At 72.6% G+C, this 21,717-nt stretch carries 20 protein-coding genes and 1 pseudogene; 6 read left to right on the forward strand and 15 right to left on the reverse strand.

All coding sequences use genetic code 11. The features are described from left to right. Nucleotides 1-656: pseudogene (locus E1J50_RS28160) on the forward strand (hypothetical protein); the annotation flags it as partial. Between the two features lie 69 nt (nt 657-725). Here E1J50_RS28160 and E1J50_RS18485 read toward each other — a convergent pair. The 5 genes from E1J50_RS18485 to E1J50_RS18505 form a co-directional block, all read right to left on the reverse strand. Then, a complete protein-coding gene (locus E1J50_RS18485) occupies nt 726-2,450 on the reverse strand; it encodes a sensor histidine kinase (protein WP_132255303.1) in 1,725 nt (574 codons plus the stop codon). A gap of 146 nt (nt 2,451-2,596) precedes the next feature. Continuing rightward, complete coding sequence (gene trmB, locus E1J50_RS18490; RefSeq protein ID WP_132255304.1) at nt 2,597-3,307, reverse strand: tRNA (guanine(46)-N(7))-methyltransferase TrmB; 711 nt, start codon at nt 3,305-3,307, stop codon at nt 2,597-2,599. Nucleotides 3,308-3,418: 111 nt separating this feature from the next. Beyond that, complete coding sequence (gene metK / locus E1J50_RS18495) at nt 3,419-4,597, reverse strand: methionine adenosyltransferase (RefSeq protein WP_132255305.1); 1,179 nt, start codon at nt 4,595-4,597, stop codon at nt 3,419-3,421. 146 nt (nt 4,598-4,743) lie between these two features. Further along, nucleotides 4,744-5,151 carry a helix-turn-helix domain-containing protein gene (locus tag E1J50_RS18500; RefSeq protein ID WP_132255306.1) on the reverse strand — a complete coding sequence of 136 codons (408 nt, stop codon included), beginning with the start codon at nt 5,149-5,151 and terminating at the stop codon, nt 4,744-4,746. 170 nt (nt 5,152-5,321) lie between these two features. Next, a complete protein-coding gene (locus E1J50_RS18505) occupies nt 5,322-6,428 on the reverse strand; it encodes a phosphatase PAP2 family protein (RefSeq protein WP_132255307.1) in 1,107 nt (368 codons plus the stop codon). A 242-nt stretch (nt 6,429-6,670) separates the two neighbouring features. Here E1J50_RS18505 and E1J50_RS18510 point away from each other — a divergent pair, with 242 nt between their 5' ends. Further along, the gene (locus E1J50_RS18510; protein ID WP_132255308.1) at nt 6,671-7,318 is read left to right on the forward strand and encodes a DUF4142 domain-containing protein; all 648 of its coding nucleotides are present in this window, start codon (nt 6,671-6,673) and stop codon (nt 7,316-7,318) included. 102 nt (nt 7,319-7,420) lie between these two features. Here the strand turns inward: E1J50_RS18510 and E1J50_RS18515 are convergent, their stop codons facing one another. From E1J50_RS18515 to E1J50_RS18525, 3 genes are all read right to left on the reverse strand, one after another. Continuing rightward, nucleotides 7,421-8,008: a hemerythrin domain-containing protein gene (locus E1J50_RS18515; protein ID WP_132255309.1), complete on the reverse strand. Its 588-nt coding sequence runs from the start codon at nt 8,006-8,008 to the stop codon at nt 7,421-7,423. 194 nt (nt 8,009-8,202) lie between these two features. Further along, nucleotides 8,203-8,583 (reverse strand): hypothetical protein, encoded by a 381-nt coding sequence (locus E1J50_RS18520; protein WP_132255310.1) that lies wholly within the window; start codon nt 8,581-8,583, stop codon nt 8,203-8,205. A gap of 636 nt (nt 8,584-9,219) precedes the next feature. Continuing rightward, nucleotides 9,220-9,468: a hypothetical protein gene (locus tag E1J50_RS18525; protein ID WP_132255311.1), complete on the reverse strand. Its 249-nt coding sequence runs from the start codon at nt 9,466-9,468 to the stop codon at nt 9,220-9,222. Nucleotides 9,469-9,669: 201 nt separating this feature from the next. Here E1J50_RS18525 and E1J50_RS18530 point away from each other — a divergent pair, with 201 nt between their 5' ends. Together E1J50_RS18530 and E1J50_RS18535 are read left to right on the forward strand one after the other, a co-directional pair. Beyond that, complete coding sequence (locus tag E1J50_RS18530; protein WP_245516638.1) at nt 9,670-10,566, forward strand: hypothetical protein; 897 nt, start codon at nt 9,670-9,672, stop codon at nt 10,564-10,566. 6 nt (nt 10,567-10,572) lie between these two features. Beyond that, nucleotides 10,573-12,081: a M48 family metalloprotease gene (locus E1J50_RS18535; RefSeq protein WP_132255313.1), complete on the forward strand. Its 1,509-nt coding sequence runs from the start codon at nt 10,573-10,575 to the stop codon at nt 12,079-12,081. 43 nt (nt 12,082-12,124) lie between these two features. Here the strand turns inward: E1J50_RS18535 and E1J50_RS18540 are convergent, their stop codons facing one another. From E1J50_RS18540 to E1J50_RS18550, 3 genes are all read right to left on the reverse strand, one after another. Further along, nucleotides 12,125-13,888: an ABC transporter ATP-binding protein gene (locus E1J50_RS18540; RefSeq protein WP_132255321.1), complete on the reverse strand. Its 1,764-nt coding sequence runs from the start codon at nt 13,886-13,888 to the stop codon at nt 12,125-12,127. Between the two features lie 207 nt (nt 13,889-14,095). Then, the gene (locus tag E1J50_RS18545; RefSeq protein WP_132255314.1) at nt 14,096-15,451 is read right to left on the reverse strand and encodes an MFS transporter; all 1,356 of its coding nucleotides are present in this window, start codon (nt 15,449-15,451) and stop codon (nt 14,096-14,098) included. Further along, entirely contained in the window at nt 15,448-16,173 is a 726-nt protein-coding gene (locus E1J50_RS18550; RefSeq protein ID WP_245516639.1) for a PRC-barrel domain-containing protein, read from the reverse strand. Before E1J50_RS18550 ends, E1J50_RS18545 begins: the two co-directional genes overlap by 4 nt. 301 nt (nt 16,174-16,474) lie before the next feature. Here E1J50_RS18550 and E1J50_RS18555 point away from each other — a divergent pair, with 301 nt between their 5' ends. Beyond that, nucleotides 16,475-16,864 (forward strand): hypothetical protein, encoded by a 390-nt coding sequence (locus tag E1J50_RS18555; protein WP_132255315.1) that lies wholly within the window; start codon nt 16,475-16,477, stop codon nt 16,862-16,864. An 11-nt stretch (nt 16,865-16,875) separates the two neighbouring features. Here E1J50_RS18555 and E1J50_RS18560 read toward each other — a convergent pair whose 3' ends face one another. Continuing rightward, nucleotides 16,876-17,895, reverse strand: coding sequence for a PAS domain-containing protein (locus E1J50_RS18560; protein WP_165937913.1), 1,020 nt, complete (start codon nt 17,893-17,895; stop codon nt 16,876-16,878). Between the two features lie 567 nt (nt 17,896-18,462). Then, nucleotides 18,463-18,912: a PRC-barrel domain-containing protein gene (locus tag E1J50_RS18565; protein ID WP_132255317.1), complete on the reverse strand. Its 450-nt coding sequence runs from the start codon at nt 18,910-18,912 to the stop codon at nt 18,463-18,465. Nucleotides 18,913-19,441: 529 nt separating this feature from the next. On the opposite strand from E1J50_RS18565, the gene E1J50_RS18570 reads away from it, so the two are divergent. Further along, nucleotides 19,442-19,783: an SWIB/MDM2 domain-containing protein gene (locus E1J50_RS18570; protein ID WP_132255318.1), complete on the forward strand. Its 342-nt coding sequence runs from the start codon at nt 19,442-19,444 to the stop codon at nt 19,781-19,783. Between the two features lie 67 nt (nt 19,784-19,850). Here E1J50_RS18570 and E1J50_RS18575 read toward each other — a convergent pair whose 3' ends face one another. Both E1J50_RS18575 and E1J50_RS18580 read right to left on the reverse strand, forming a co-directional pair. Beyond that, complete coding sequence (locus E1J50_RS18575) at nt 19,851-20,648, reverse strand: SDR family NAD(P)-dependent oxidoreductase (protein WP_132255319.1); 798 nt, start codon at nt 20,646-20,648, stop codon at nt 19,851-19,853. A 63-nt stretch (nt 20,649-20,711) separates the two neighbouring features. Further along, nucleotides 20,712-21,717: MFS transporter (locus E1J50_RS18580; RefSeq protein WP_132255320.1), on the reverse strand; the 1,006-nt coding region annotated here is incomplete at its 5' end.

The raw sequence follows: 21,717 nt of genomic DNA on the forward strand, positions 1-21,717 counted from the left end.
CGGTCGGCGGCGCGGCGGTCGGCGGGGCGGCCCTTGCCGGGCTCTCGGCGGGCTTCCTCTCGTCGGGCGCCGGCCCGGACCGGACCACCCTGCCCCCGCTCCACGCGGCGGGGCCGGAGACGGGCGAGGGCAGGCACCCGGCCGAGCCGGAACTGCCGCTGCCGGAGCCGGCGCAGCCGGACGATCCCGGCCTTGCCGCCGCCCGCCGCGAGCCGACCTTCGAGCCGAGCCCCGAACCCACGCCCGAACCCGCCCCCGCATCCCTGCCCGAACCGGATGACGGGATCGGGCCGGAGGACGACCTGTTCGCCTCTCCGGAGCCCCATCCCGAGGCGGCCCCCCGGCCGGAGGAGGCGGAGCCCGAGCCGGTCGCGCTGCGCCCGGCCCTGCGGGAGGAACCGGCCGAGACCCATCACGCGGCCGCGGCGGAGCCCCATGATGCGGAGATCCTCGCCGAGGACGTCTCCCCGCCCGAGCCTCAGCCCGGCCGGGAGATCGTCGGGACGCATGCCTCGGGCGGCAACACCTACGTGATGTACGCGGACGGCTCGATCGAGGCGGAGACGCCGCGGGGCCGCTACACCTTCAACTCCCTCGACGAGCTCAAGGCCTTCGTCGATACCGGGGGCGAGGGCGAGACGCGCGGGGCCGCCTGAGGGCCGCGACGCGCCCTCTCCCCCGTGCGGGAGGGACCCGCGCCTCCGGCGCGGCGCGTGCAGCCCGATTCAGGCCAGCGGGTTGAGGGCCTCGTTGCGGGGCGGCAGGGGGGCGAGCATCGTCAGGCTGAAGCCCTCCGGCGGGTAATCCGTCGTCACCTCGGCCTGGACCTGGGTCGTCAGCACCCGCTGCAGCAGGCGCGAGCCGAAGCCCTGGCGGCGCGGCGGCTCGACCGGCGGGCCGCCGGATTCCCGCCACTCGAAGCGCAGGATGCCGGCCGGACCGCCGGGCAGGAGCGACCACGTCACCGCGACGCGCCCGCCGCGGGTGGAGAGCGCGCCGTATTTCGCGGCGTTCGTGGTCAGCTCGTGGATCGCCATGCCGATCGGCACCGCGATCTCGGAGGCGAGATCGACGGGCGGCCCCTCCAGGCTGACGCGGCGGTCGGCGGCGCCCTCCATGGCGCCCTCGGCGTAGGGCTTCAGCTCGTTGACGAGGAGGCTGCGCAGGCTCGCCGTCTGCCACGTATCCTCGGTCAGGACCGAGTGGGTGTGGGCGAGCGACATGATGCGGCCGACGAAGGCCTCGTAGAAGCTCTCGATGCTGGAGGCGGTCCGCGCCGTCGAGCCGACGATGGCCTGCACGGTCGCCAGCGTGTTCTTGACCCGGTGGTGCAGCTCGCGGATGAGCAGGCTCTGGCGCTCCTCGGCGAGGCGCCGGTCGGTCACGTCGGCGACGACGCCGATCAGGCGGCGCGGCAGGCGGTTCGGCGCGTCGCGCTCGAAGCGGCCCGCCATCTCGATGGTGCGCCATGCCCCGTCGCTCTTGCGGCGCACCCGGCCGGACACGTGCAGGATGCCCTCCTCGCGCAGGGCGCTCGAGATCGCGGCCCGCACGGCCTTGCGGTCGTCCGGGTGCAGGACCTCGTTGAGGAACTCGGCCTTGCCCACGCTCCCGTCCTCGGGCGTGCGCCCGAAGATCTCGAACATGCGCTCGTTCTCCCAGATCGCCTGGTCGTCGAGCATGTGCCACTCGAAGATGCCGAGGCGGGCGAGGGAGGCCGCCACCCGCAGGCGCTGCTCGCGCCCGAGCAGGGCGTCGCGGGCCTCGACGCGGGTGGTGATGTCCTGCACCACGCCCACCATGCCGACGAGGCCGCCCTCGGGATCGGAGAGGGGCTGGCCGCGCACGCCGATGATCACCTCCCGCCCGTCCGACCGGACGAGGCGGCTCTCGAAGAAGTAGGGCCTGCCGCGCTCGGTCGCCTCGCGCACGAGGCCGCCGACGCGGGCGCGCTCGGCCTCGCCGAGACTGTCCCGCAGCCCCTGCCAGGTCAGGGAGGGGCCGGGGGCCTGCCCGAGGATCTGGGCGGCGCGCCGCGACAGGGTGATGCGCCCGCTGCCCGCGTCCCAGCGCCACTCGCCGAGGCCGGCCGCGGTGAGGGCCTCGCGGTTCTGCTCGGCGCGCACCGCCTCGTCGGGATCGAGCGCGGCGACGACGAGGGTGCGCCCGGCCGCGCCCGAACGGGTGACACGCACCTCGACCGGGCGCCCGTCCGCCCGCAGCCAGCTCTGGACGCCCTCGGTGGAGAAGGGCCGCTCGACGAGATCGGTGAGGCAGCGCCCGGAGAGCCGCCCCGGCTCGTAGCCGAGCAGGCGGCACAGGTGGCGGTTCGCGTCGAGGATGCGGTTCTCGGCCGGCGACAGGATCGCGAGCCCGACCGCCGCCTCCTCGAAGGCCGCGCGGTGAAGATCGCCGGCCTCGGCCGCCGGGTAATCCGCCCTGTCGCCCAATCCTACCTCGCAAGGGCCCGGCCGCCGCGGAGCAGGTCGCGACGTCCTCCGGCGTGCCGGACCGCCCCAAGATGGAGGCAGGGCCGGTCAGCGGCAAGGCGAGGCTTGGAAACGCCCTGTGTGCAGCGGCACCGAGGGGCGCCCCGTCAGGCCCGGACGAATTCGAGATAGGTCGGCCGCCGCCCCGCCGCGATCGCCTTCGCCTCGTAGCGGGTGCCCGGCCAGCCGGGATAGGGGGCGGTCCAGTCGGCGGCGCTCCGCGCCGTCCAGGCGAGGCCGGGGCAGCGGGCCGCCCGCACCAGGGTCCAGCCCGCGTAATCGTCGATGTCGCTGGCGAAGCGGAACAGGCCGCCCGGCTTCAGGACGCGGGCGATCTCGCGCAGCGACTCGTCCGAGACGAAGCGGCGCTTGCGCTGGCGGCGCTTCGGCCAGGGATCCGGATAGAGCAGGTAGATCCGGGCGAGGCTCGCATCGGGGAGCGCGGCGAGGAGCGCCGTGACGTCCTCGTCGCGGATGCGGACATTCGTCAGGCCGCCCTCGTCCACCTCCCGCAGGAGCTTGACGACGCCGTTGACGAAGGGCTCGGCGCCGATGAAGCCGATCTCGGGATGGCTCCGCGCCTGATGGGCGAGGTGCTCGCCGCCGCCGAAGCCGATCTCGAGCCAGTATTCGCGCTTGGCCCCGGGGAACAGGTCGGCCGGGTCGAGGCGGGCGCCCGCCTCCGGCAGGGCGACGCGCAGCCGCGGCAGCAGATCGGCGAGGCGCTGCTCCTGGCCCTCGCGCAGCCGCTTGCCCTTGCGCCGGCCGAAGAAGGCCCGCTCCGCCGCCTCAGGCGCGCTCCGCCCGGTTGTCGTCACGCAACGCTCCGTACGCGCGCCCGATCGGGACGGGCGCGACAGGCTCCCCCTCCCGGCCGGGAGGGGGATGCAGGGTGATCCGGAGGGAGCGCGGCCCCGCCCGGGCCGCGATCAGGCCAGCGTCGACTTCAGCGCCTCGGCGAGGTCGGTGCGCTCCCAGGAGAAGCCGCCATCGGCGTCCGGCGCGCGGCCGAAATGGCCGTAGGCCGAGGTGCGGGCGTAGATCGGCTTGTTGAGGCCGAGCTTCGTCCGGATGCCGCGGGGCGAGAGGTCCATCGCGTCCATCAGCACGGCCTCGAGCTTCGCCTCGTCGACCTTGCCGGTGCCGTGCAGGTCCACATAGATCGAGAGCGGCTTGGCGACGCCGATGGCGTAGGCGAGCTGGATCGTGGCGCGGCCCGCGAGGCCCGCGGCGACGACGTTCTTGGCGAGGTAGCGCGCCGCGTAGGCCGCCGAACGGTCGACCTTGGTCGGGTCCTTGCCCGAGAAGGCGCCGCCGCCGTGGGGCGCCGCGCCGCCATAGGTGTCGACGATGATCTTGCGGCCCGTGAGGCCGGCGTCGCCGTCGGGGCCGCCGATCACGAACTTGCCGGTCGGGTTGACGTGCCAGATCGTGCCCTCGGTGACCCAGCCCTGCGGAAGCGCCCGGAGGATGTAGGGCTCGACGATGGCGCGCACGTCCGCGGAATCGAGCGTGTCGTCGAGGTGCTGGGTCGAGAGCACGATCTGCGTCACCTCGACCGGGCGGCCGTTGGCGTAGCGCACGGTGACCTGGCTCTTGGCGTCGGGGCCGAGCACCGCGGCGTCGCCCTCGCGCGCCTTGCGGGCGTCGGCGAGGTCCTTGAGGATCTTGTGCGCGTAGAAGATCGGAGCCGGCATCAGCTCCGGGGTCTCGTCGGCGGCGTAGCCGAACATGATGCCCTGGTCGCCCGCGCCCTCGTCCTTGTTGCCGGCGGCGTCGACGCCCTGCGCGATGTCGGCCGACTGGGCGTGCAGGTGGATGGCGACGTCGTTGTTCTTCCAGTGGAACCCGTCCTGCTCGTAGCCGATGTCCCTCACCGCCTCGCGGGTCAGGTGCTCGAGATCCTTGAAGGTCACCGAGTCGGGCCCGCGCACCTCGCCCGCGATCACGATGCGGTTCGTCGTCGCCAGGGTCTCGACGCCGAGACGCGCCTCGGGCATCGCCGCGAGGTAGGCGTCGACCACGGTGTCGGAGATGCGGTCGCAGACCTTGTCGGGGTGGCCCTCGGAGACGGATTCGCTCGTGAACAGGTAATCGGAACGCGGCATGGGCTGGCACCCCCTTGTGCGGGCGCGCCATGCGTTCCGGCGCTTGACCCGAGGTCGGCAGATGCGGGGTTCTCGCACCGGCGCGCGCGGGCGGTCAAGATGAAATGGCGAACGCGTCCGTTTTAACGGACGATTTCGTCGGAAGATCAGCCGTTCAGTTTGCGGTCGAGCGCATGGACCGCGGCCGCGATGTCGCGGCGGGTCTCGTCCGACACGTTCTCGGAGAGGTGGCGGGCGAGGACGTCGACGAGGGCCTGCAGGTCGCCGCCGCCGATCTCCTGCTGCTTATCCTCGCCGAAGCCCTGCGGGGGGATGTCGTCGAGGCGCTTCATGCCCTGGAAGAAGTGTTCCAGGGGCACGCCGGTCATCCGCGCGAAGATCTCAAGGTGGACGGCGCTGATCCGGTTGGTGCCCTTCTCGTATTTCTGGAGTTGAGCGGCCGACATGCCGAAGCTCTGCGCGACGCGGCGCTGGGTCAGGGAGGCGCGCCGGCGCTCCTCGGCGATGCGCTGCCCGATATAGGCATCCCGATCGTCGGTCTTCTGGCCTGCCATGGAAATCCCGTCACGTCCGCCGCGCGCCGGATCGTGAACCCTGCGCCCGGCGCGCCTACGCTTAAGGTTCTGGCGTGTTTTTGTCACCGCACGCCAAACCGAATACGTAATACGCACCGGGGAAGCGTGCCACAACTGCCACAGGTCGCATGCTAGCCAGAAATCGAGACTTACGGTTGCCTCTGTGCGTCACGGGACACGGACGGGACAGCCTCAAGTTTGCCGGGCCTCCCCGCGGCGGCGGGTTTCGGCCGGCCGGCGGCGACACGCTCACGCGTTCGTGAGACTTCCTCCCCGGCAGGGGAGCGGCGCCTGCGGGAGGCGGCCAGCGCGAGGAGGGCGAGCAGCCCCCCTGCGAGCGTGTCGGGCAGGTAGTGGCCCCCCGCCCCGACCGTGCCGACGATGACGGCCGCGTTCAGGACGAGGCCGGCCGGGCCGATCAGCGGCAGGGGCGCCAACGCCCAGGCCGTGAGGATGGCGAGGCAGACATGGAAGGACGGGAAGGTCACGAGGGCGCGGATGTCGCCGAGCGCGAGACTGCCGAGCGTGCCGGCCCGCAGCCGGGCCAGGGGCTCCAGGTGCCAGAGGGCGCCGACCGTCTCGAGATGGGTCGCGGGCACCGCAGGCGGCGCGTAATGGGCGTAGGGGCCGGCAGCCGGCAGCACGGCCGAGACGGCGATGACGACGAGGAGGGTCGCCGAGAAGAGGCGGACGAACCGCCAGAGGCGGCCGAGACGGCGCGCGGCGGAGAGGGCGATGACGACGAGCGCCACCTGAGGCCCGCTCGAATGGTAGGCCAGGGCGAGCCACCACGACAGCGTGGGATGGTCGGCGAGGAAGCCGATATAGGCCGGCCAGTCGAAGCCGAGGGCCGCCTCGATCCCGGCGAGCTCCGTGTCGCGGAGCGGCAGCGCGAGGCTCGCTGCGAGGTAGTGCAGCAGCGCGGCCGGCACGGTCACGGCGATGAGGCAGGCGCTGGCCAGGGCCATGCCGCGCAGGCTCGGCTCCGAGCGCACGGTGCCGCAGACGATTGCGGCGGCGAGCAAGAGGCCGATGGCGGCGGCGCAGGCGGCGAAGCCGGCCGGCTCGACCGCGATCCGCGAGCCCGCCAGCCACGCCGCGTCGAGGGCGACGAGGGCGGCGATGGCGAGCCAGAACCCTGCCCCCGGGGCCGCGACCGCCGAGGCGTGGCGGAGCGGCTCGGCGGTCCAGGACCACGGTACCCACCGCCGTGCCGAGGCAGGGCGCGGCGCCGGGCCCAGGGTTCCTGCCGTCATTCCCGTCGCACTCCGCTCCGCCGCGGCGGATGCCGGGCCGGCCGCCGGGAGATACGCGCGGCGGACGGGTTGGTTCGCTTTCGGACAGGGCGAAATGCGGGGCCGCTCTCCCGAGCCTCCCACAACCTAAAAATGCATGAAATCAAAATAGGAACATAAGTTGTACGGCACGGTTCCGGCTGAGGCATGCCGGCTCGTTCCCGAGGACCCGGATGCGGAAACCCCGACCCGGAGCCCCTTTCATGCATCGACGCGACTTCCTCACCGGCCTGCTGACTGCCACCGCCGCGCTGGCCGTGACCCGCACCGCCATCGCGCAGCCGACGCCGGCCGGCGCCATCCCGACCCCGGTCTACCTCGACATGGCCACCAAGGGCGGCCTGTTCCTCGAGAACACCGCGCGGGACGCCCATGACAAGACCGGCAATCCCCGGGTGAAGACCTTCAGCCGCGCCGAGGTGGTCGAGCAGGTCAACCTCTCGCGCAAGCTCGCCCCCTACTCGGCCGGGGCTCCCATCGCCGGCGCGCCTCCCGGCCCGGGCGGAGTGATCGGCGGCCTCGTGACCGCGCCGGTGGCGATCGCCGGCGGTGTCGCCGGCGCGGCGGCCGGGGCCGTCGGCCTCGCGCCCGGTCGGATGACGTCGGACGAGCAGAAGGCTCAGATCCTGTCGCAGCTTGCCGGCCTGCAGCCCGGCCCGCAATACGACGCGACGTTCGTGTCCGCCTCGCTCCAGGGCCATCAGGAGGCGCTGGCGATCCACGGCTCCTACGCGGAGAGCGGCGAGGATCCCGCTCTGCGCCGGATCGCGCGCGGGGCGCTCCCGCTCATCAACCTCCACATCTCCCAGCTCTCGAAGATGCAGGCGATGATGGGTCCGCAGCGGGGCTGAGCGCCCGAGCGGGGGAGCGGCTCGCCGTCTCCCCCGCCGTGGCGACGGGCCGCGAACCCTCTCCCGCCGGGGCCTTTCTCGGCCCCAGCGGTGCGCAGCCGCCTAATGGGCGTGCCGGCGCGATCCGGAAGTCCCGAGCGACCCGCTCCGCCAGGCGAGATACCCGACCCCCGCCGCGAGGGCGCCGACCACCGCGATCAGCCCGACCTCCTCCGAGCCGAGCCGGCCGAGCACGCCCCGCCGGCCCTTGAGCGCCTTCATCCGCGCGCGGATGTAGTCTCGCCCCGCCGCCTCGATCGCCTCGGAGGAGAGCTGGGTGCGGGCCGCGGGCAGCAATTCGTGCCCATGCCGGTGCAGGTGCTGGTCGAGGTGGAAGGTCGCGTCCTCGAAGGCGTCGAGCCAGCCCGCCGTGCTGGACCGCCGGCGAGCCAGCGCGGTGAGCCCCTTGAGGACGGTGCGGTGCTCGCGGTGCAGCGCGTCGACGAGCCCGGCCGTCGCCTCGTGGCGGCGCAGCGGCGCGTAGAGCGCCCCCTCCAGGGCAGCGGAATGCGCCTCGAATTCGTCGATGAGGTTGCCGAGGAGTCGCTCGCGGCTTCGCACCACCCCGGACCCGTTCAGGGCGTAGGGGATGTCGCGGATGAGGTGCGCGATATTCTCGTGATCGCGCTCGATGAGCTGCCAGAGGTCCATACTCACACTCCTGAAAGTAGCATCATCTAACCACCACAACCCTAGGGCGTTCCGAGCGCCCGGATGCCGGGACGCGCGTCGGTGTGGCTGACGGCTTGGTATCGGGAGCGGAGGGACAGGTCGGCGTCTGCCCGGGCGCGGTGGGCCGGAGGGGAGACGGCGCGCCTCCCCTCGAACCGTCCTGCGCCCGGCGGCTACCACTCGCGGTAGCCGTGCGGCCTGTCGCAATGCCGGCGCCATCCGTACCCGGCGGGCCGGTAGCCGTACCCGTCCGGCACCGCTTCGTAGGTTCGGACCACGCGCTCGGTGCGATAGACGGGGGCGTCCTCGTACACCTCGCCGCGGACGACCGGAGCGGCTGCGTAGCCGTAGCCGTACGGCTCGGGGCGGGCATGGCCGTAGGCCGGGGCGGCTTGGGCCTCGGAGACGGCCGCACCGAGCAGGGCGCCGGCGGCGAGGCCGCCGACCAGACCGGCCACGAGGGCGCCGCCGCGGCCCCGGGCCTCGGCCTGAGGCGCCCCGAGGGCGCCCGCCGTGACCAAAGCGGCTGCTGCGAGAGTTGCAATCGTCTTCATCGCCCATCCCCTGACATGCGAGGAGGCCGGCATCATGGGTCGGTGCCCGGTCTCGGTGGCCCAGCCGGCTCTTGCCGAGCTGTCGAGGACAGGATGGCGGTGCTCGGGTGCACGGAGGCTGAAGCGTGCCGGCAGCTCCCGTTCAGCTTCGGCGGGCGGGGCCCATCGGCTCGCGGCGCTGGATCGGGAGCGTCCCGATCCGGCGAAGACCGGGACCGGCGTCGCGGGAGGCCGTTTCCCGATGCCCTTGGAGAGGGCTGGCGTCCCCGGCAGGGCTCGAACCTGCGACCCCAGGTTTCATACCACCTCGGCTTTCGCCGCCGCCCGCGGGCGTTCGTGGTCTGGACTATCCCTTCGCCCTAGGCCCACCGGGAACCCTTAGGCGCCGCCCGTCTAGTCTCTACACCTTCCCGACCGGAGGCCCGGTCGGGCTTGGCTCGGGATCGGCAGGGCGCGACGCGCCGTGAGCGTTCCCCGAATTTGAGCGGATCCGTCGCGCGGTTTCCCGGCGCGACGCCCAATTTGACGTTAGGAAACCTGTGCTCTGTCCAGCTGAGCTACGGAGACTGAACCGCGTCGTCCTTACCATCATCCCCCGGCAAGGCCAACCGGGCGACGGGGGCGCCGGGGCGATGCTCACTCGTGGGTCAGGCCGCCCAATTCCGCCGTCGCGCACTCGGCGATGCCGCGCAGCCCGAGCTCCAGCGCGCGTACCCGATGCAGGAGCCCGATCCCGCGCATCGTCGCCGCCATCGCCCGCTCGCCATAGCCGTCGAGGAGGCTCGCGGCCTTGTCGATCTCTTCCGCGCACCAGGCATCGAGGACAGGCACCTCTGCGCGGGTGGACAGGGATGCGAGGATGGCGGCTTCCGGCAGCTCTGACATGCGCGGCACTCTACCCGAAAGTGTATAAAAATACACACTACAACTTTGGTACGAGAAACATTTCGTCACAGTCCGGAATCGCACGCTCCGCCCCGGCCCCGCCCCTCTGTGTGTCGCCCCGGCCGCAAGCCCGCGAAATTGCCGCGTCTGCGCCCCCGACAGCCCGGATTCCGCTACGATTCTGCGCTCTGGATTCGACCGATGAGCGCATCAGTGACCAGCCGCCGGGGGGACCGCGCAGGGAGCCGCAGATGGGGCGCCGGCGCCTGCCTCGGCGCCGCCCTCTCCGGCCTGCCCGCGCTGGCGTCGCCGCGCCTCGGCCCCGCCGAGTGCCGCGCCGCGCCGGCCCGCCGCGACGCGCTGCAGGCGATCGGCGCCCGCGGCGAGATCACGCTCGCCTCGGGCACCCGCGCCGTGCTCGGCTCCCTCCGCTGGCCGGAGGAGGCTTCCGTCGCGGCCGGCGCCGAATCCTGGCTCGCGGCCCGGCTGGGGCGGCCCCTCGAGGTCGTGGTCCGGGGCGAGGCCGACCGCTGGGGCCGGGTGCGGATCGACGCCGCGCTGGCGGACGAGGCGGCCGACCTCGCGGGCGGCCTCGTCGCGGAGGGGCTCGCCCATGTCGATGCCGGCGAGGGCGACGTGCTCTGCCGCCCGGCCCTGCTGCGGCTGGAGGAGGCCGCCCGCGGCCGCGGGCTCGGCGTCTGGCGCCGTCCCGTGCGGGAGGCTAAGGACGGTCCGGGGCTGCGGGCCGAGGCCGGCCGCTTCGTGGTGGCGCAGGGCCGCATCCGCAATGTCGGGGAGCGGGCCTCGCGCACCTATCTCGACTTCGTGCGCCGCGGCGAGGACGGCCTGACGGTGACCGTGTCGAAACGCACTTGGCGCCGGCTGCAGGAACATGGTTTCCATGCATCGGGGCTGACGGGACGCCTCGTGCGGGTGCGGGGCATCGTCGAGATCTGGCGCGGGCCGGTCCTCGACATCGCGAGCGCCGAGATGATCGAGGTCCTGGAGATCGGGGGCCTGGAGATCGGGGGCCTGAAGACGGACGGGGCGGAGCCGCCGGGGGCGGGTCCGGAGAGGGAGCGGGCGCTGCGGCGCTAGACGGGCATGGACGGGGTCTTGCTGGAAGCCGGATCGGGGGCTGCGCGCCGGAGGGCGCCGTGCCTGCGCGCGCGCCTTCGCGCCGGGCCGGCCCTGGCGATCCTCGCCTGGGCGCTGGCGGCCTGCGCCGGCGAGCACACGGGCGCCGTGCTGACGCCGGCCGCCGTGACGGTCCCGGCCGAGGCGCCGCGCACCACGGGGCGCGAGCGCGCGACCTCGGACGCGGACCACGCCAAGCTCGTCGCGTCCTTCGGCGGCGAGTACCGCGCCCCCGCGGCCCTGCGCCTGCTGACCGAGGTCACGGACCGCCTCGTCAAGGCGAGCGACCGCCCGGACCAGACCTACGTCGTCACGCTCCTCGACTCGCCCGTCGTGAACGCCTTCGCCCTGCCGAGCGGGCGCCTCTACGCGACGCGCGGCCTCGTGGCGCTGGCCAGCGACACCTCCGAGATCGCCGCGGTGCTCGCCCACGAGATCGCGCACGTGACGCTCAACCACGCCAGCGCCCGCACGGAGCTGGAGCTGCGCTCGCAGCTCGTGAGCCGCGTCGTCGCCGATGTGCTGAACGACCCGGCGACGGGCGCCCAGCTCCAGAACCAGTCCCGCTTCGCCCTCGCCCGCTTCTCGCGCGACCAGGAGCTGGAGGCCGATGCGGCGGGCGTGCGCACCCTCGCCAAGGCGGGCTACGATCCCTTCGCCGCCGCGCGCTTCCTCTCGGCGCTCAACCGCACCGTCGCCCTCAAGGCCGGCTCGGGGGGACCCGGCGAGCCGGACATGCTGGCGACCCACCCGGCGACCGCCGAGCGGGTCACCCTCGTCACCCGGGCCGCCCGCCGCATCGGCGCGCCGGGGCTCGGCAGCGACGACCGCGCCCGCTACCTCGCGGCGGTGGACGGCATCGCCTACGGCGACGACCCCGGCGAGGGCGTGGTGCGCGGGCGCCGCTTCGTCCATCCGAGCCTCGGCATCGCCTTCGAGGTGCCGGACGGGTTCTCGATCGAGAACACCCGCAACGCGGTGCTCGGCACCACCAACGAGGGCAGCCGCCGCCTGCTGTTCGACCAGGTGGAGGCGAAGGCCGAGCAGGGGCTCGACGCGGTGCTGAAGGCGACGTGGAACGACACGCTGGAGCCGGGCTCGATCGAGACCCGCACGATCGCCGGGTATCCGGGCGCCACCGCCCTCTCCCGCGGCAAGGACTGGACCTTCCGCCTCGCCGCGCTGCGCGTCGGCGACACCGTGTTCCGGATGATCATGGCCGCCAAGGGCGCGACCGACCCGGACCCGGCCTTCCGGCGCTGGACGGGCAGCCTCGCGACGCTCAATCCGGACGAGACCCGCACGCTGAAGCTGCTGCGCCTCCAGGTGATGCCGGCGCCCTCCGAGAGCGCCGAGGAGCTGGCGCGCCGCATGGCGGTGCCGGACCGCGCGCTCGAGCGCTTCCTCGTGCTCAACGGCCTGGAGAAGGGAGCCGCCCTCAAGGCCGGCCAGGGCTACAAGGTGGTGGTGGAGTAAGGCGCCGCCCCTCCTCGCAGGAGGCGGCCCGGGCGCTGCCGCCTCAGGCGGCGGCGAGCGCCAGCGAGAGCGATTCCTTCTTCATCAGCTCCCGGTAGAAGCCGTCGAGATGGGTGAGCTTCTCGGGCGAGCCGTCCTGCACGATGCGCCCGCCCTCGAGCACCACGATCCGGTCGAAATCCTTGAGGGTCGAGAGCCGGTGCGCGATGGCGATGACGGTGCGGCCCTTCATCAGGTTTCCGAGCGCGTGGCGGATCGCCTCCTCGGATTCCGCGTCGAGGGCCGAGGTGGCCTCGTCGAGGAGCAGGATCGGCGAGTCCTTCAGGATGGCGCGGGCGATGGCGATGCGCTGGCGCTGGCCGCCGGAGAGCTTCACGCCGCGGTCGCCGACGATCGTGTCGAAGCCCTCGGGCAGCGCGTTGATGAAGTCGGTGCAATGCGCGGCCTCGGCCGCCTTCCAGACCTCCTCGTCGGTGGCCTCGGGCCGCCCGTAGCGGATGTTCTCGCGCAGGGAGCGGTGGAACATCGAGACGTCCTGCGGCACCACCGTGATCGCCTCGCGCAAGGATTCCTGCGTGACGCGGTTGATGTCCTGGCCGTTGATCCGGATCTCGCCGCCCTTCACGTCGTAGAAGCGCTGCAGCAGCGAGAACAGGGTCGACTTGCCGCCGCCCGACCTGCCGACGAGGCCGATGCGCTGGCCCGGCTCGATCGCGAGGTCAAAATCCGAGAACACGGGGCGGCCGTCCGGGTAGTCGAAGGCGACATGCTCGAAGTCAATCTGCGCGGCGTGACCCGTCAGCGGGACCGCCTCCGGGTGGTCGATCAGGTCGTGCGGCTGCAGCAGGGTGTGCAGCGCCTCCGACAGGCGGGCGGTGTGCTGGGTGGCATCGACGAGGGCCACCGCGAGGTCGCGGGTCGCCGCGAGGATGCGGATGCCGAGCGTGCAGACGAGGACGACCTGGCCGTTCGTCGCCTGGCCCGCCTCCCACATCGTGATCGCCCAGTAGAGCAGGCCGAGCACGGCGAGGACGGTCAGCACCGCGTGCACGATGCGCAGCTTCTCGAGGTAGAGGAGCGAGGAGCGGCGCGAGCGCATCTCGACGCCGATCGTGCCGTCGAAGCGCTTGTACTCGCGCTTGAAGGCGGAGAAGGCGCGCACCAGCGGCATGTTGCCGACGAGGTCGACCATCTCGCCGTCGACGCTCGCGGCCTTCGCCGCGAAGTCGTGGTGCAGCGGCTTGCCGGCCGCCGCCATCTTGAACATCAGGATCACGACGCTGCCGAAGATCCCGGCGAGGACCAGCGCCATCGTGACGTTGACGGTCGCGATATAGACGAGGGAGCCCAGCGCCGCGATGCAGGGCGGCATCACGTTGAACACGAACATGTTCTCGACCGTGAAGATCGCGTTCGAGGTCGCGGTGATGCGCGAGGCCAGGGTGCCCGGCTGCCGGTCGGCGACGAAGGAGGGGGAGTGCCCGGTCATGTGCCGGAACAGGTCGCGGCGGATGTCGCCGGTCACGCCCACGAAGGTGAAGGAGCCGACGAGGCTCGCCACGCGCCAGAGCATGTTGTCGGCCGCGATGAAGGCGATGAGCACCGCGAGCGCGCCCCAGATCAGCCCCGCATCCGGCCCCTTGCTGAGGGCGTCGACGACGCCCTTGAGGGCGTAGTCGGTCGAGACGGAGAAGCCGACGGCGCCGAGCACCGCGAGGAGGATCACGAGGTGGGGCAGCCACCGGCGCTTCAGGTAGCGGCCGACGAAGGCGAACGGGCGGTCAGCGTATTGGCAGAGGTCTTCCATCGCGATCGTCATCTCGATTTCAGCGGACCTGCAGGGTGGCGAGACGGTGCGTGCCAGGGCGCACGCGAAATTCATACCCGAGGCGGCAACGCAAAAGCGTCGCCATACGTTGCAAGCGCCCGCCCTCACGGTCCGTATTATTCATCGAACCTGAACGCCAGTTGAGCGGCCCGTGTTTCCCGGCCCGCCACGAATGTACGCTCGCCCTCAGGACGGGTCCCGCCGGCGGGTTTCGGGCATGATGACGGCGACGAGCCCGAAGGCCAGGAGCCCGACGACGGCGAGGCCGAGGAAGGCGGTCTGGCTGCCGAAACGGTCGGCCATCAGCCCGGCCAGGGAGGTCGAGAGCGCCGCCCCGATGCCCATCGCGGTGCCGACCGCGCCGAGGGCGAGGTTGAACCGCCCCGTGCCCCGGGTCGCGTCCGAGACGACGAGGGGGACCATCACGCCGAGGACGGCGGCCGAGACCCCATCGAGGACCTGGATCGCCACGAGCAGGGACGGGCTGTCGGTATAGGCGAAGAGGAGGCCGCGCAGGGGCAGCGCGGCGAAGCCGAGGAGCAGGACGGGGCGCCGGCCCCAGCGCTCGGCCGCGCGCCCGAGCGCGGGCGCGCAGACCGCGAGGACCGCCTGGGGGACCATGATGCAGGCCGCGATCAGGGCGGTCGCGGTCTCGCTCGTGCGCAGCGTCAGCACGCTGCCGACGAGGGGTAGCATGGCGGCGTTGGCGAGGAAAAACAGCGTCATGCAGGCGGCGAAGCACAGCAGCGCCCGGTTCGAGCCGAGCATGCGCAGGGCGCCGCCCGCGGGCGCGCCGGCCGAGGCCGGGGAGGCGGCGGGCGGCGCGTCGTGGACGATCTCGTCGGCCCGGATGAAGGAGAGCGCGAACAGCGTCGGCACCACGAGGGCGGCCGTCAGGTAGAAGACCGCATCGTTCGAGAGGTAGTAGCCGCAGGCGCCCATGCCGGCCGCGGCGAGCGCGTTGCCGATCGCCTGGAAGCTCGCGTTGCGCCCGAGCCGCTCGCCGGCCCGGGCATGCCCGACGAGGCCGATGCTGATCGCGGCGATGGCCGGCGTGAGCACGCAGCTCGCCGCCGAATGGGCGGCCATGGCCAAGAGCACGATGAGGAAGCTCGGCCACATGGCGAGCGCGAAGGCGCTGCCCGAGATCGCGATCACCGACAGGCCGGCCGCGAAGCGCTTCGAGCGGGCCACGTCGACGAAGGCGCCGCCCGGCACCTGCCCGAGCAGGCTGACGAGGCTGCCGACGGTGAGCGCGAAGCCGATATCGGCCTGCGTCCACTTCGCCTGCGTGAAGTAGACGGCGAGGAACGGCCCGAAACCCGTCTGCAGGTTCGCGACGAAGAAGGCGAAGGCGTCGAGGCCCCGGCGGCTCGCGCGCGAGACGGTCTGTGGTGCGGGCACGGGCTGGGGCATCACGTCCGGTGCCCCCTCCACGCTCAGATCGCTCAGCCGCACAGGGCGGGCTCGGTAATCGGGTCTCGGGACGGGACGCTCCCGTGGCGGGGTGACACGCCGGCTCTTCGCGCGGGGTGCCGTCATCGATCCGGGGCCCGCTCGGGAGGCTTGTCGGCGGGCGCGGCCGGCGCGGAGGCCGAGGGGGCGACTTGCGGGACGGATTGCGGAGCGGCTTGCGGGACGGCAGCGGGCGAGGCGGCCGGCGCCGCGGGCTGAGGCTGCGTTGCGGGCACGGATTGGGGCTGGGGCTGGGGCTGGCCGGCCTGATCGGCCTCGGGCGCCGGGCCGCCCGGGCTCGCCGGGCCCAGCACGACGATCGGTTCTCCGCTCTTGTATTCCGGGGAGACGCGGACTTGGTTGCGGCTGAGCTGCAGCGCGATGCGGCCGGGCTTGCCGTCTGTGGCGAAGCGCAGGGAGCGCCAGTCCACGGCGATCTTGCGGGAGCCGACGCCGAGGAAGCCGCCGAAATCGATGATGGCGGCGCGGGGCCGGCCCTCCTTGTCGATGATCACGTCGATGATGCGGCCGAGCTCGTCTCCGTTGGCCGCGCGCACGCCCTTGCCGAGGACGCCCTCGTAATCCTGCGTGTCGAGGACGGTGGCCGGCGTCCCCTGCTGCGAGGGCGGGGCGGGAACGGCGGCAGGCGCCGCGGGCGGGCTCGGCGGGGCCGGAGCGGGCGGGCTCGCCTGGACCGGCGCGGGCGGGCTCGGGGCGGCCTCGCCGGCCGGGGCGGCGGTCTCGGCTGCCGCGCCGGCGGCCCACAGGGCAATCGTCGCGCTCGCGATGATCCGGGATGGTCTGAACACGCGGCTTCCTCGATGTCTGGTCGCGCCGGCTCCGGGCACAACCGCGGCTGTTCCGGGGGGTTCCGCGGGGGCAGGCCGGGCCTCTCTGCCCGCCGACCAAGGCGAAGTTGTGGATCCGGGATGGTGGAGCGGCCGGAGCGGCGCGGCAAGATCCGGGCCGGTGTGTCCCGGCGGGGACGGACGGGCGCCAAGATTGCACGGGCCGCCGCGAAGTCTGGTTTTCGCCCAAACCTCGTCGTAGAGAGGCGCCGACAAGAACAGAAGGCCCCGTCTTCGGACGGGCCCCAGAGAGGATCAGACCATGTCTCTCCCGTCGCGATCCCTGCCGTCGCGCGCCTGCGCCGTGGCGCTCGTCGCTGCCGGCCTCGGCGGCTGCCAAGCCCTGGGCGGCGGCGGCGGCGTGATGCCCGCGACCGATCTCGGGCCGCCCCCCTCCATGCGCAGCAGCCTTCCCTCCCGCGAGCTGCGCACCGCCAACGTCGACGACGAGGGCGCGCCGCTGCAGACGGCCCCGACCCGCCGCCTCGACCTGCCGAAGAACGGCCGCACCGATACCCGGGCCGCGGATGCCGGCCAGCGCCGCATCCGCCGCGACGAGATCGAGGGCGCCTCGGAGGGCGGCGCGACGTCCGGCGGGATGGCGCCGGCGATGAGCGCGAGCGGCGGCGTCGGCCTCGGCGGCCGGTTCTGACGGCCCCGCCGTCAGCGCAGATGCGCGACGGCGATGCTGCCCTCGATCAGCCGGAAGCCGACCCCCGCCTGCCGGAGCGCGTCGACGGCGGCGTGGCGGCTTCGGGCGAGCGGCCCGTCGGCATCCTCCTCCAGCCGCCGGATCGTCGAGAGCGAGAGCTTGCTGGCGCCCGCGAGGTCGGCCAGCGTCCAGTCCAGTAGGCCGCGCGCCGCCCGCAGGTGCGCGCCCCGGATCTGGTGCTGCACGTCCGTCCCGATCTCGGGCGCCGTCTCGCCGATCGCGGCCGTGGGCGGAAAGGTCAGGCCGGTCCATTCCCGGATACCGTCCGTGCCCGTGAGGACGGGCACGACGAGGGTGCGGAAGGCCGTGCGGCCGCCGCGGGCGACCTGCGCCGTGAAATCCAGCGTGAAGGGCTGCCGGCGCTCGCGCATCGCCGCGTGCTGGCGCAGCACCTCGGCGCGCTCCTCGGGCACGATCGGCAGGGACCAGTTCCGCTGCAGCTCCTCCGGCGGGAGGCCGGTCAGCTCGCACCAGCCGGGCGCGTGGACCGCCTCGCCCTCCACGGTCCAGACCCAGGGGATGATCATCCCGTGCTCGAAGATCGCGCGCTGCCGGTCGTTCTGGGCGCGAATCGCGAGCGACACCCGCTGCTCGCCGGTGATGTCCACGATCACGCCGGCCGCGCCGGCCGGGCGCCCCTCGGGCGTGAAGTAGACGTCGCCCCGGCTGAGCACCATGCGCATCGTGCCGTCCGGGCGGATGACGCGGAAGGTGTGGTCGCTCAGGATGCCCTCGTTGAGGATCTGGCTGGCATCCTCCAGCATGGCCCGGTCCTCCGGATGGACGAGGCTGCGGAACAGCTCGTAATCCGGCCGCACGCTGCCGTCCTCGATGCCGAAGAGCCTGTAGAGGCCCGACGACCAGAGGTATTCTTTCCGCGTGAAGTTCCATCCCCAGTTTCCGGACAGGCCGAACGACTCGACCATCCGGAGGAATTCACGCGACGAGAACGCGAGGGAGGGTGGATTCATGTCGGGACGTTCGTGGAAGAGTTGAAGCTTCGGGTCACGCAGGGACATGGCTCTGGCTGCCTTCCCGCATTCAGGCGGCCGGCGCGCGGGGTGCGCGGGCATGACGCTGGGTCCCCGCCGCCGAGGCGCGCCGGCCGACGATGAGGAGTGCGTAGAGCCGCGAACCGGGGCCTCGGCGGAGGTCGTCGCCCCCCAGCCCGACTGGGCCAATTTTGCTCATCTTGATGGAGCCCGAGTTTTATCAATGATCAATTCCGCCCTACAAGGACAAAAATGATCCACTTTCCGATCCTATAGGATCAGAGCTACACCATACGGCGGTTTATTCAAGGAAAAAGGCTGGCAGCGGGCGCCGTTGCTGCAGGGGCGGCTCGCTCCCTGGATCGCGCGCCTCTCGGACCACCACGTATCCTCGGTTTCGAACGAGCAATACGTTTACAACTGCAAATTGATCTTTGGCGCCGGAGAGCAATGCTTGCTCAGCGGGCCTTGCGCCGGCCGGCGACCTCGGCCGGCGCTGGGGCTGGGGCTGGCGGACGGGGCCGCGGGACAAGCGGCCCCGGCGGCTCAGAGCGCGGGCGCGCCGCGGACGCCGTAATAGTCGTCGAGGCGGCCGCCATAGGCCGGATCGGCGAAGGCGTCCTCGCCGGGTCCGTGGCTCGGCGCGCCGGCCAGGGTGTCGCGGTCGATGTCGACCACGTAGCCGCCGAGATCGACGCTGTAGGTCAGCGCGCGCCAGGGCAGGGGATGGTGGCTCTCGCCGAGGCCGAGGAAGCCGCCGAAGGCGAGCACGGCGTAGGCGACCTGCCCGGAGACCTTGTCCACCATGAAGTTGTGAACCACGCCCAGATGCTCCCCGGCCGGGCTGTAGACGGCCGTGCCCTCCACCTTGTTCGAGGCGATCAGGCGGCGCGTCTCGTCGATCGCGACCCCCTCGGCGGAGGGGTCGAGTTCCAGGGAACCCGGCTTGCGGAAGCTGCGCTCGTTGGACGGGTCCGGGGGCAAATCCGTCGGCATGGGCTGATCCTGTCTCGTGCTGCGTTCGCTCGGGGAAAGCCCCGCTCCGCCGGCCGGTTCCGGATTCCGCGCGTCCGGCCCCTCGGCGGCCCCTATGTGCCGTCCCGGACGGAGCGCGGGCCGCCGCCCGCCGTCTGAAGCGGGAGCCGGCGGCCCCTCGGCCCGGTTCGAGGGCCGGCCAGGACACCGGAGGCGCCGGGCAGGCTCGCCCCGAGCCGCCCCCTAACCATCTGACGCGTCAACCGATTTCGGATGCGGGCGGGGCGGGCTCGCGCCGGCTCCCGGGGCTGCCGCACCTGCGAAGTACAGTTGCTTGCACCGCAAGTGTTCCGAGATCAGGATGGTTCATTGCATTCGGGTGAAGCGCACGGGAACGGATCATCGCCCGCGTGACCTGTGGATGAGGTCGGGGACAACGACAGTTTCCCCTTGGAACGGTCGCAGCACCGCTTAGTTGTTGCAGCTATGCGCCCCGCCCTCGGGGCCGCCACGCGTCCGCGCACCCCAGCGCGTGCATCGGAGGAAACCCATGGCGACGAAGACGGAGACCAAGGCTGCGCCGAAGACGAAGGCCGCCGCCGCCCCCAAGGCGAAGGCTGCCGCTCCCAAGGCCGGCGGCGCGACGAAGCCGAACGCCCTGCAGCAGCCCCTGAAGCCCTCGGCCGAGCTCGGCGCGATCGTCGGCACCAGCCCGCTGCCGCGCGGCGAGGTGGTGAGCAAGGTGTGGGACTACATCAAGAAGAACAACCTGCAGAACCCGCAGAACAAGCGTGAGATCCTCGCCGACGACAAGCTGAAGAAGGTCTTCGGCAAGGACAAGTGCACCATGTTCGAGATGAACAAGCACCTCGCGGCGCACCTCAAGTCCTGATTCCGCCGATCCGATCCACGCGCCGTCGCAGCGGGTCCCGCGGGACCCGCCGCGCGGTGCGCGCGCCTCAGGCGATGTGGCGCAGGAGGCCCCCGTCGACGCGGAGCGCCGCACCGCTGGTGGCGCTCGCCGCCGGGCTGCACACGTAGGCGACCATCGCCGCCACCTCCTCGACGCCGGCCAGGCGCCGGATCAGCGAGGTCGGCCGGTGCTCGGCCACGAATTGCCGCCCCATCGCGTGGAGGTCGGCGTTCTCCGCGCCGCCCGCCATCTGCTTCATGAACTCGGCCACGCCCTCCGAGAGGGTGGGACCCGGCAGGACGCTGTTCACGGTGACGCCGGTGCCGGCCACCGTCTCGGCGAGCCCCCGGGCGACCGAGAGCTGCGCCGTCTTCGTCATCCCGTAATGGATCATCTCCACGGGGATGTTCAGCGCCGACTCGCTGGAGATGAAGACCACCCGCCCCCAGCCCCGCTCGACCATGCCCGGCGTGTAGGCCCGCGAGAGGCGCACGCCGCTCATCACGTTCACCTCGAAGAAGCGCTGCCAGTCGGCGTCCGGGATCTCGAAGAAGGGCTTCGGCTCGAAGATGCCCGTGTTGTTGACGAGGATGTCGATCTCCGGGAGGCGGGCGACGAGATCGTCGACGCCCTCGGCCGTCGCGACGTCGCCGGCCGCCGCGAACACGTCGCCGCCCTTCGCCTCGCCTCTCAGGCGCGCCATCGCCGCCTCGACCCGGTCCGTGCCGCGCCCGTTGATGCCGACGCTCGCCCCGAGATCGGCGAGTTCCCGCGCGATCGCGTAGCCGATGCCTCCGGTCGAGCCCGTCACGAGGGCGCGCCGCCCGCTCAGATTCAGATCCATCCGCTTCCCCTGTCCTGTACGGCCCCCTGCCTGAACCCGACAACGCGCGAGGCGCGCGGCCGGTCAACCGCCCTCCGCGGGATGCCGCCGCAGCACGCTCGCGAGCGCGCCCGCCGCGGCGAGCGCCACCGCCGACACCAGGGCGAGCAGGACGGCGCGGCCGGGCTCGGCGCCATGCACGAGCCCGAACAGGACGGCGACGAGGGCCGCGCCGAGCGACTGGCCCGTGAGGCGCGCCGTCGATTGCATCCCGCTCGCGCCGCCGCTGCGCTCGCGCGGGGCGCTCGTGATGATCACCTTGTTGTTGGGCGCCTGGAACAGGCCGAAGCCGAGCCCGCAGAGCGTCAGCCGCCAGACGATGTCGAGGATGGAGGGCGACGCCGGCAGCAGGGCGACCGCCACGAGCCCCGCCGCCATGAGGCCGAGCCCGAGGCCGCCCAGGAGGCCCGGGGGCCAGCGGTCGGCGAGCCGGCCCGAGACCGGCGCCATCGCGGCGATGGCGATGGGCCAGGGCGTCAGCAGGAAGCCCGTCTGCGTGCTCGTGAGGTGCAGCACGTCCTGGAAGTAGAAGGGCAGCGCGATGTAGGCGACCATCTGGCTCGCGAAGGCGGCGATCGAGGTCGCCATCGAGAGCGCGAAGGCGGGGATGCGCAGGAGATCGACCGGCAGGAGCGGCGCCGGCAACCGGAGCTGGCGGCGCACGAAGACCGTGCCGATCGCGAGCGCGGCGGCGAGTTCGGCCAGCGCCAGCGGCCGCCCCTCCGCGGAGCCCAGCCCGTCGATGCCGACGATGAGGAGGCAGAAGGTAAGCGCGTTGAGGAGCGCGCTCACGGGATCGAGCCGCGCCCCGCTGCGGGGCGTGGCCGGCAGGGTCCGCGAGGCGACGAGGAGGGCGACGATCCCGACCGGCAGGTTCACGAGGAACAGCCACGGCCAGGAGGCGGCGGACAGGATCGCGGCGGCCACGGTCGGACCCGCGGCGGAGGCGACCGCGACGATGAGGGCGACGTTGCCGACGCCGCGCCCGATCATCCGGTGGGGATAGACGAAGCGCACGAGCGCGATGTTG

Source organism: Methylobacterium segetis, from assembly GCF_004348265.1.
In the GTDB taxonomy this organism is placed as follows: Bacteria; Pseudomonadota; Alphaproteobacteria; order Rhizobiales; family Beijerinckiaceae; genus Methylobacterium; species Methylobacterium segetis.

Bases quoted from the DNA above. Each gene is read 5' to 3' on its own strand.
- E1J50_RS18530 (WP_245516638.1), top strand. From the start codon at position 9,670: ATGAGCGCATCAGTGACCAGCCGCCGGGGGGACCGCGCAGGGAGCCGC.
- E1J50_RS18520 (WP_132255310.1), bottom strand. From the start codon at position 8,583: ATGAAGACGATTGCAACTCTCGCAGCAGCCGCTTTGGTCACGGCGGGC.
- E1J50_RS18565 (WP_132255317.1), bottom strand. From the start codon at position 18,912: ATGCCGACGGATTTGCCCCCGGACCCGTCCAACGAGCGCAGCTTCCGC.
- E1J50_RS18515 (WP_132255309.1), bottom strand. From the start codon at position 8,008: ATGGACCTCTGGCAGCTCATCGAGCGCGATCACGAGAATATCGCGCAC.
- E1J50_RS18500 (WP_132255306.1), bottom strand. From the start codon at position 5,151: ATGGCAGGCCAGAAGACCGACGATCGGGATGCCTATATCGGGCAGCGC.
- E1J50_RS18525 (WP_132255311.1), bottom strand. From the start codon at position 9,468: ATGTCAGAGCTGCCGGAAGCCGCCATCCTCGCATCCCTGTCCACCCGC.
- E1J50_RS18540 (WP_132255321.1), bottom strand. From the start codon at position 13,888: ATGGAAGACCTCTGCCAATACGCTGACCGCCCGTTCGCCTTCGTCGGC.
- E1J50_RS18535 (WP_132255313.1), top strand. From the start codon at position 10,573: ATGGACGGGGTCTTGCTGGAAGCCGGATCGGGGGCTGCGCGCCGGAGG.
- E1J50_RS18560 (WP_165937913.1), bottom strand. From the start codon at position 17,895: ATGAATCCACCCTCCCTCGCGTTCTCGTCGCGTGAATTCCTCCGGATG.
- E1J50_RS18555 (WP_132255315.1), top strand. From the start codon at position 16,475: ATGTCTCTCCCGTCGCGATCCCTGCCGTCGCGCGCCTGCGCCGTGGCG.
- E1J50_RS18510 (WP_132255308.1), top strand. From the start codon at position 6,671: ATGCATCGACGCGACTTCCTCACCGGCCTGCTGACTGCCACCGCCGCG.
- E1J50_RS18545 (WP_132255314.1), bottom strand. From the start codon at position 15,451: ATGACGGCACCCCGCGCGAAGAGCCGGCGTGTCACCCCGCCACGGGAG.
- E1J50_RS18505 (WP_132255307.1), bottom strand. From the start codon at position 6,428: ATGACGGCAGGAACCCTGGGCCCGGCGCCGCGCCCTGCCTCGGCACGG.
- E1J50_RS18570 (WP_132255318.1), top strand. From the start codon at position 19,442: ATGGCGACGAAGACGGAGACCAAGGCTGCGCCGAAGACGAAGGCCGCC.
- metK (WP_132255305.1), bottom strand. From the start codon at position 4,597: ATGCCGCGTTCCGATTACCTGTTCACGAGCGAATCCGTCTCCGAGGGC.
- E1J50_RS18575 (WP_132255319.1), bottom strand. From the start codon at position 20,648: ATGGATCTGAATCTGAGCGGGCGGCGCGCCCTCGTGACGGGCTCGACC.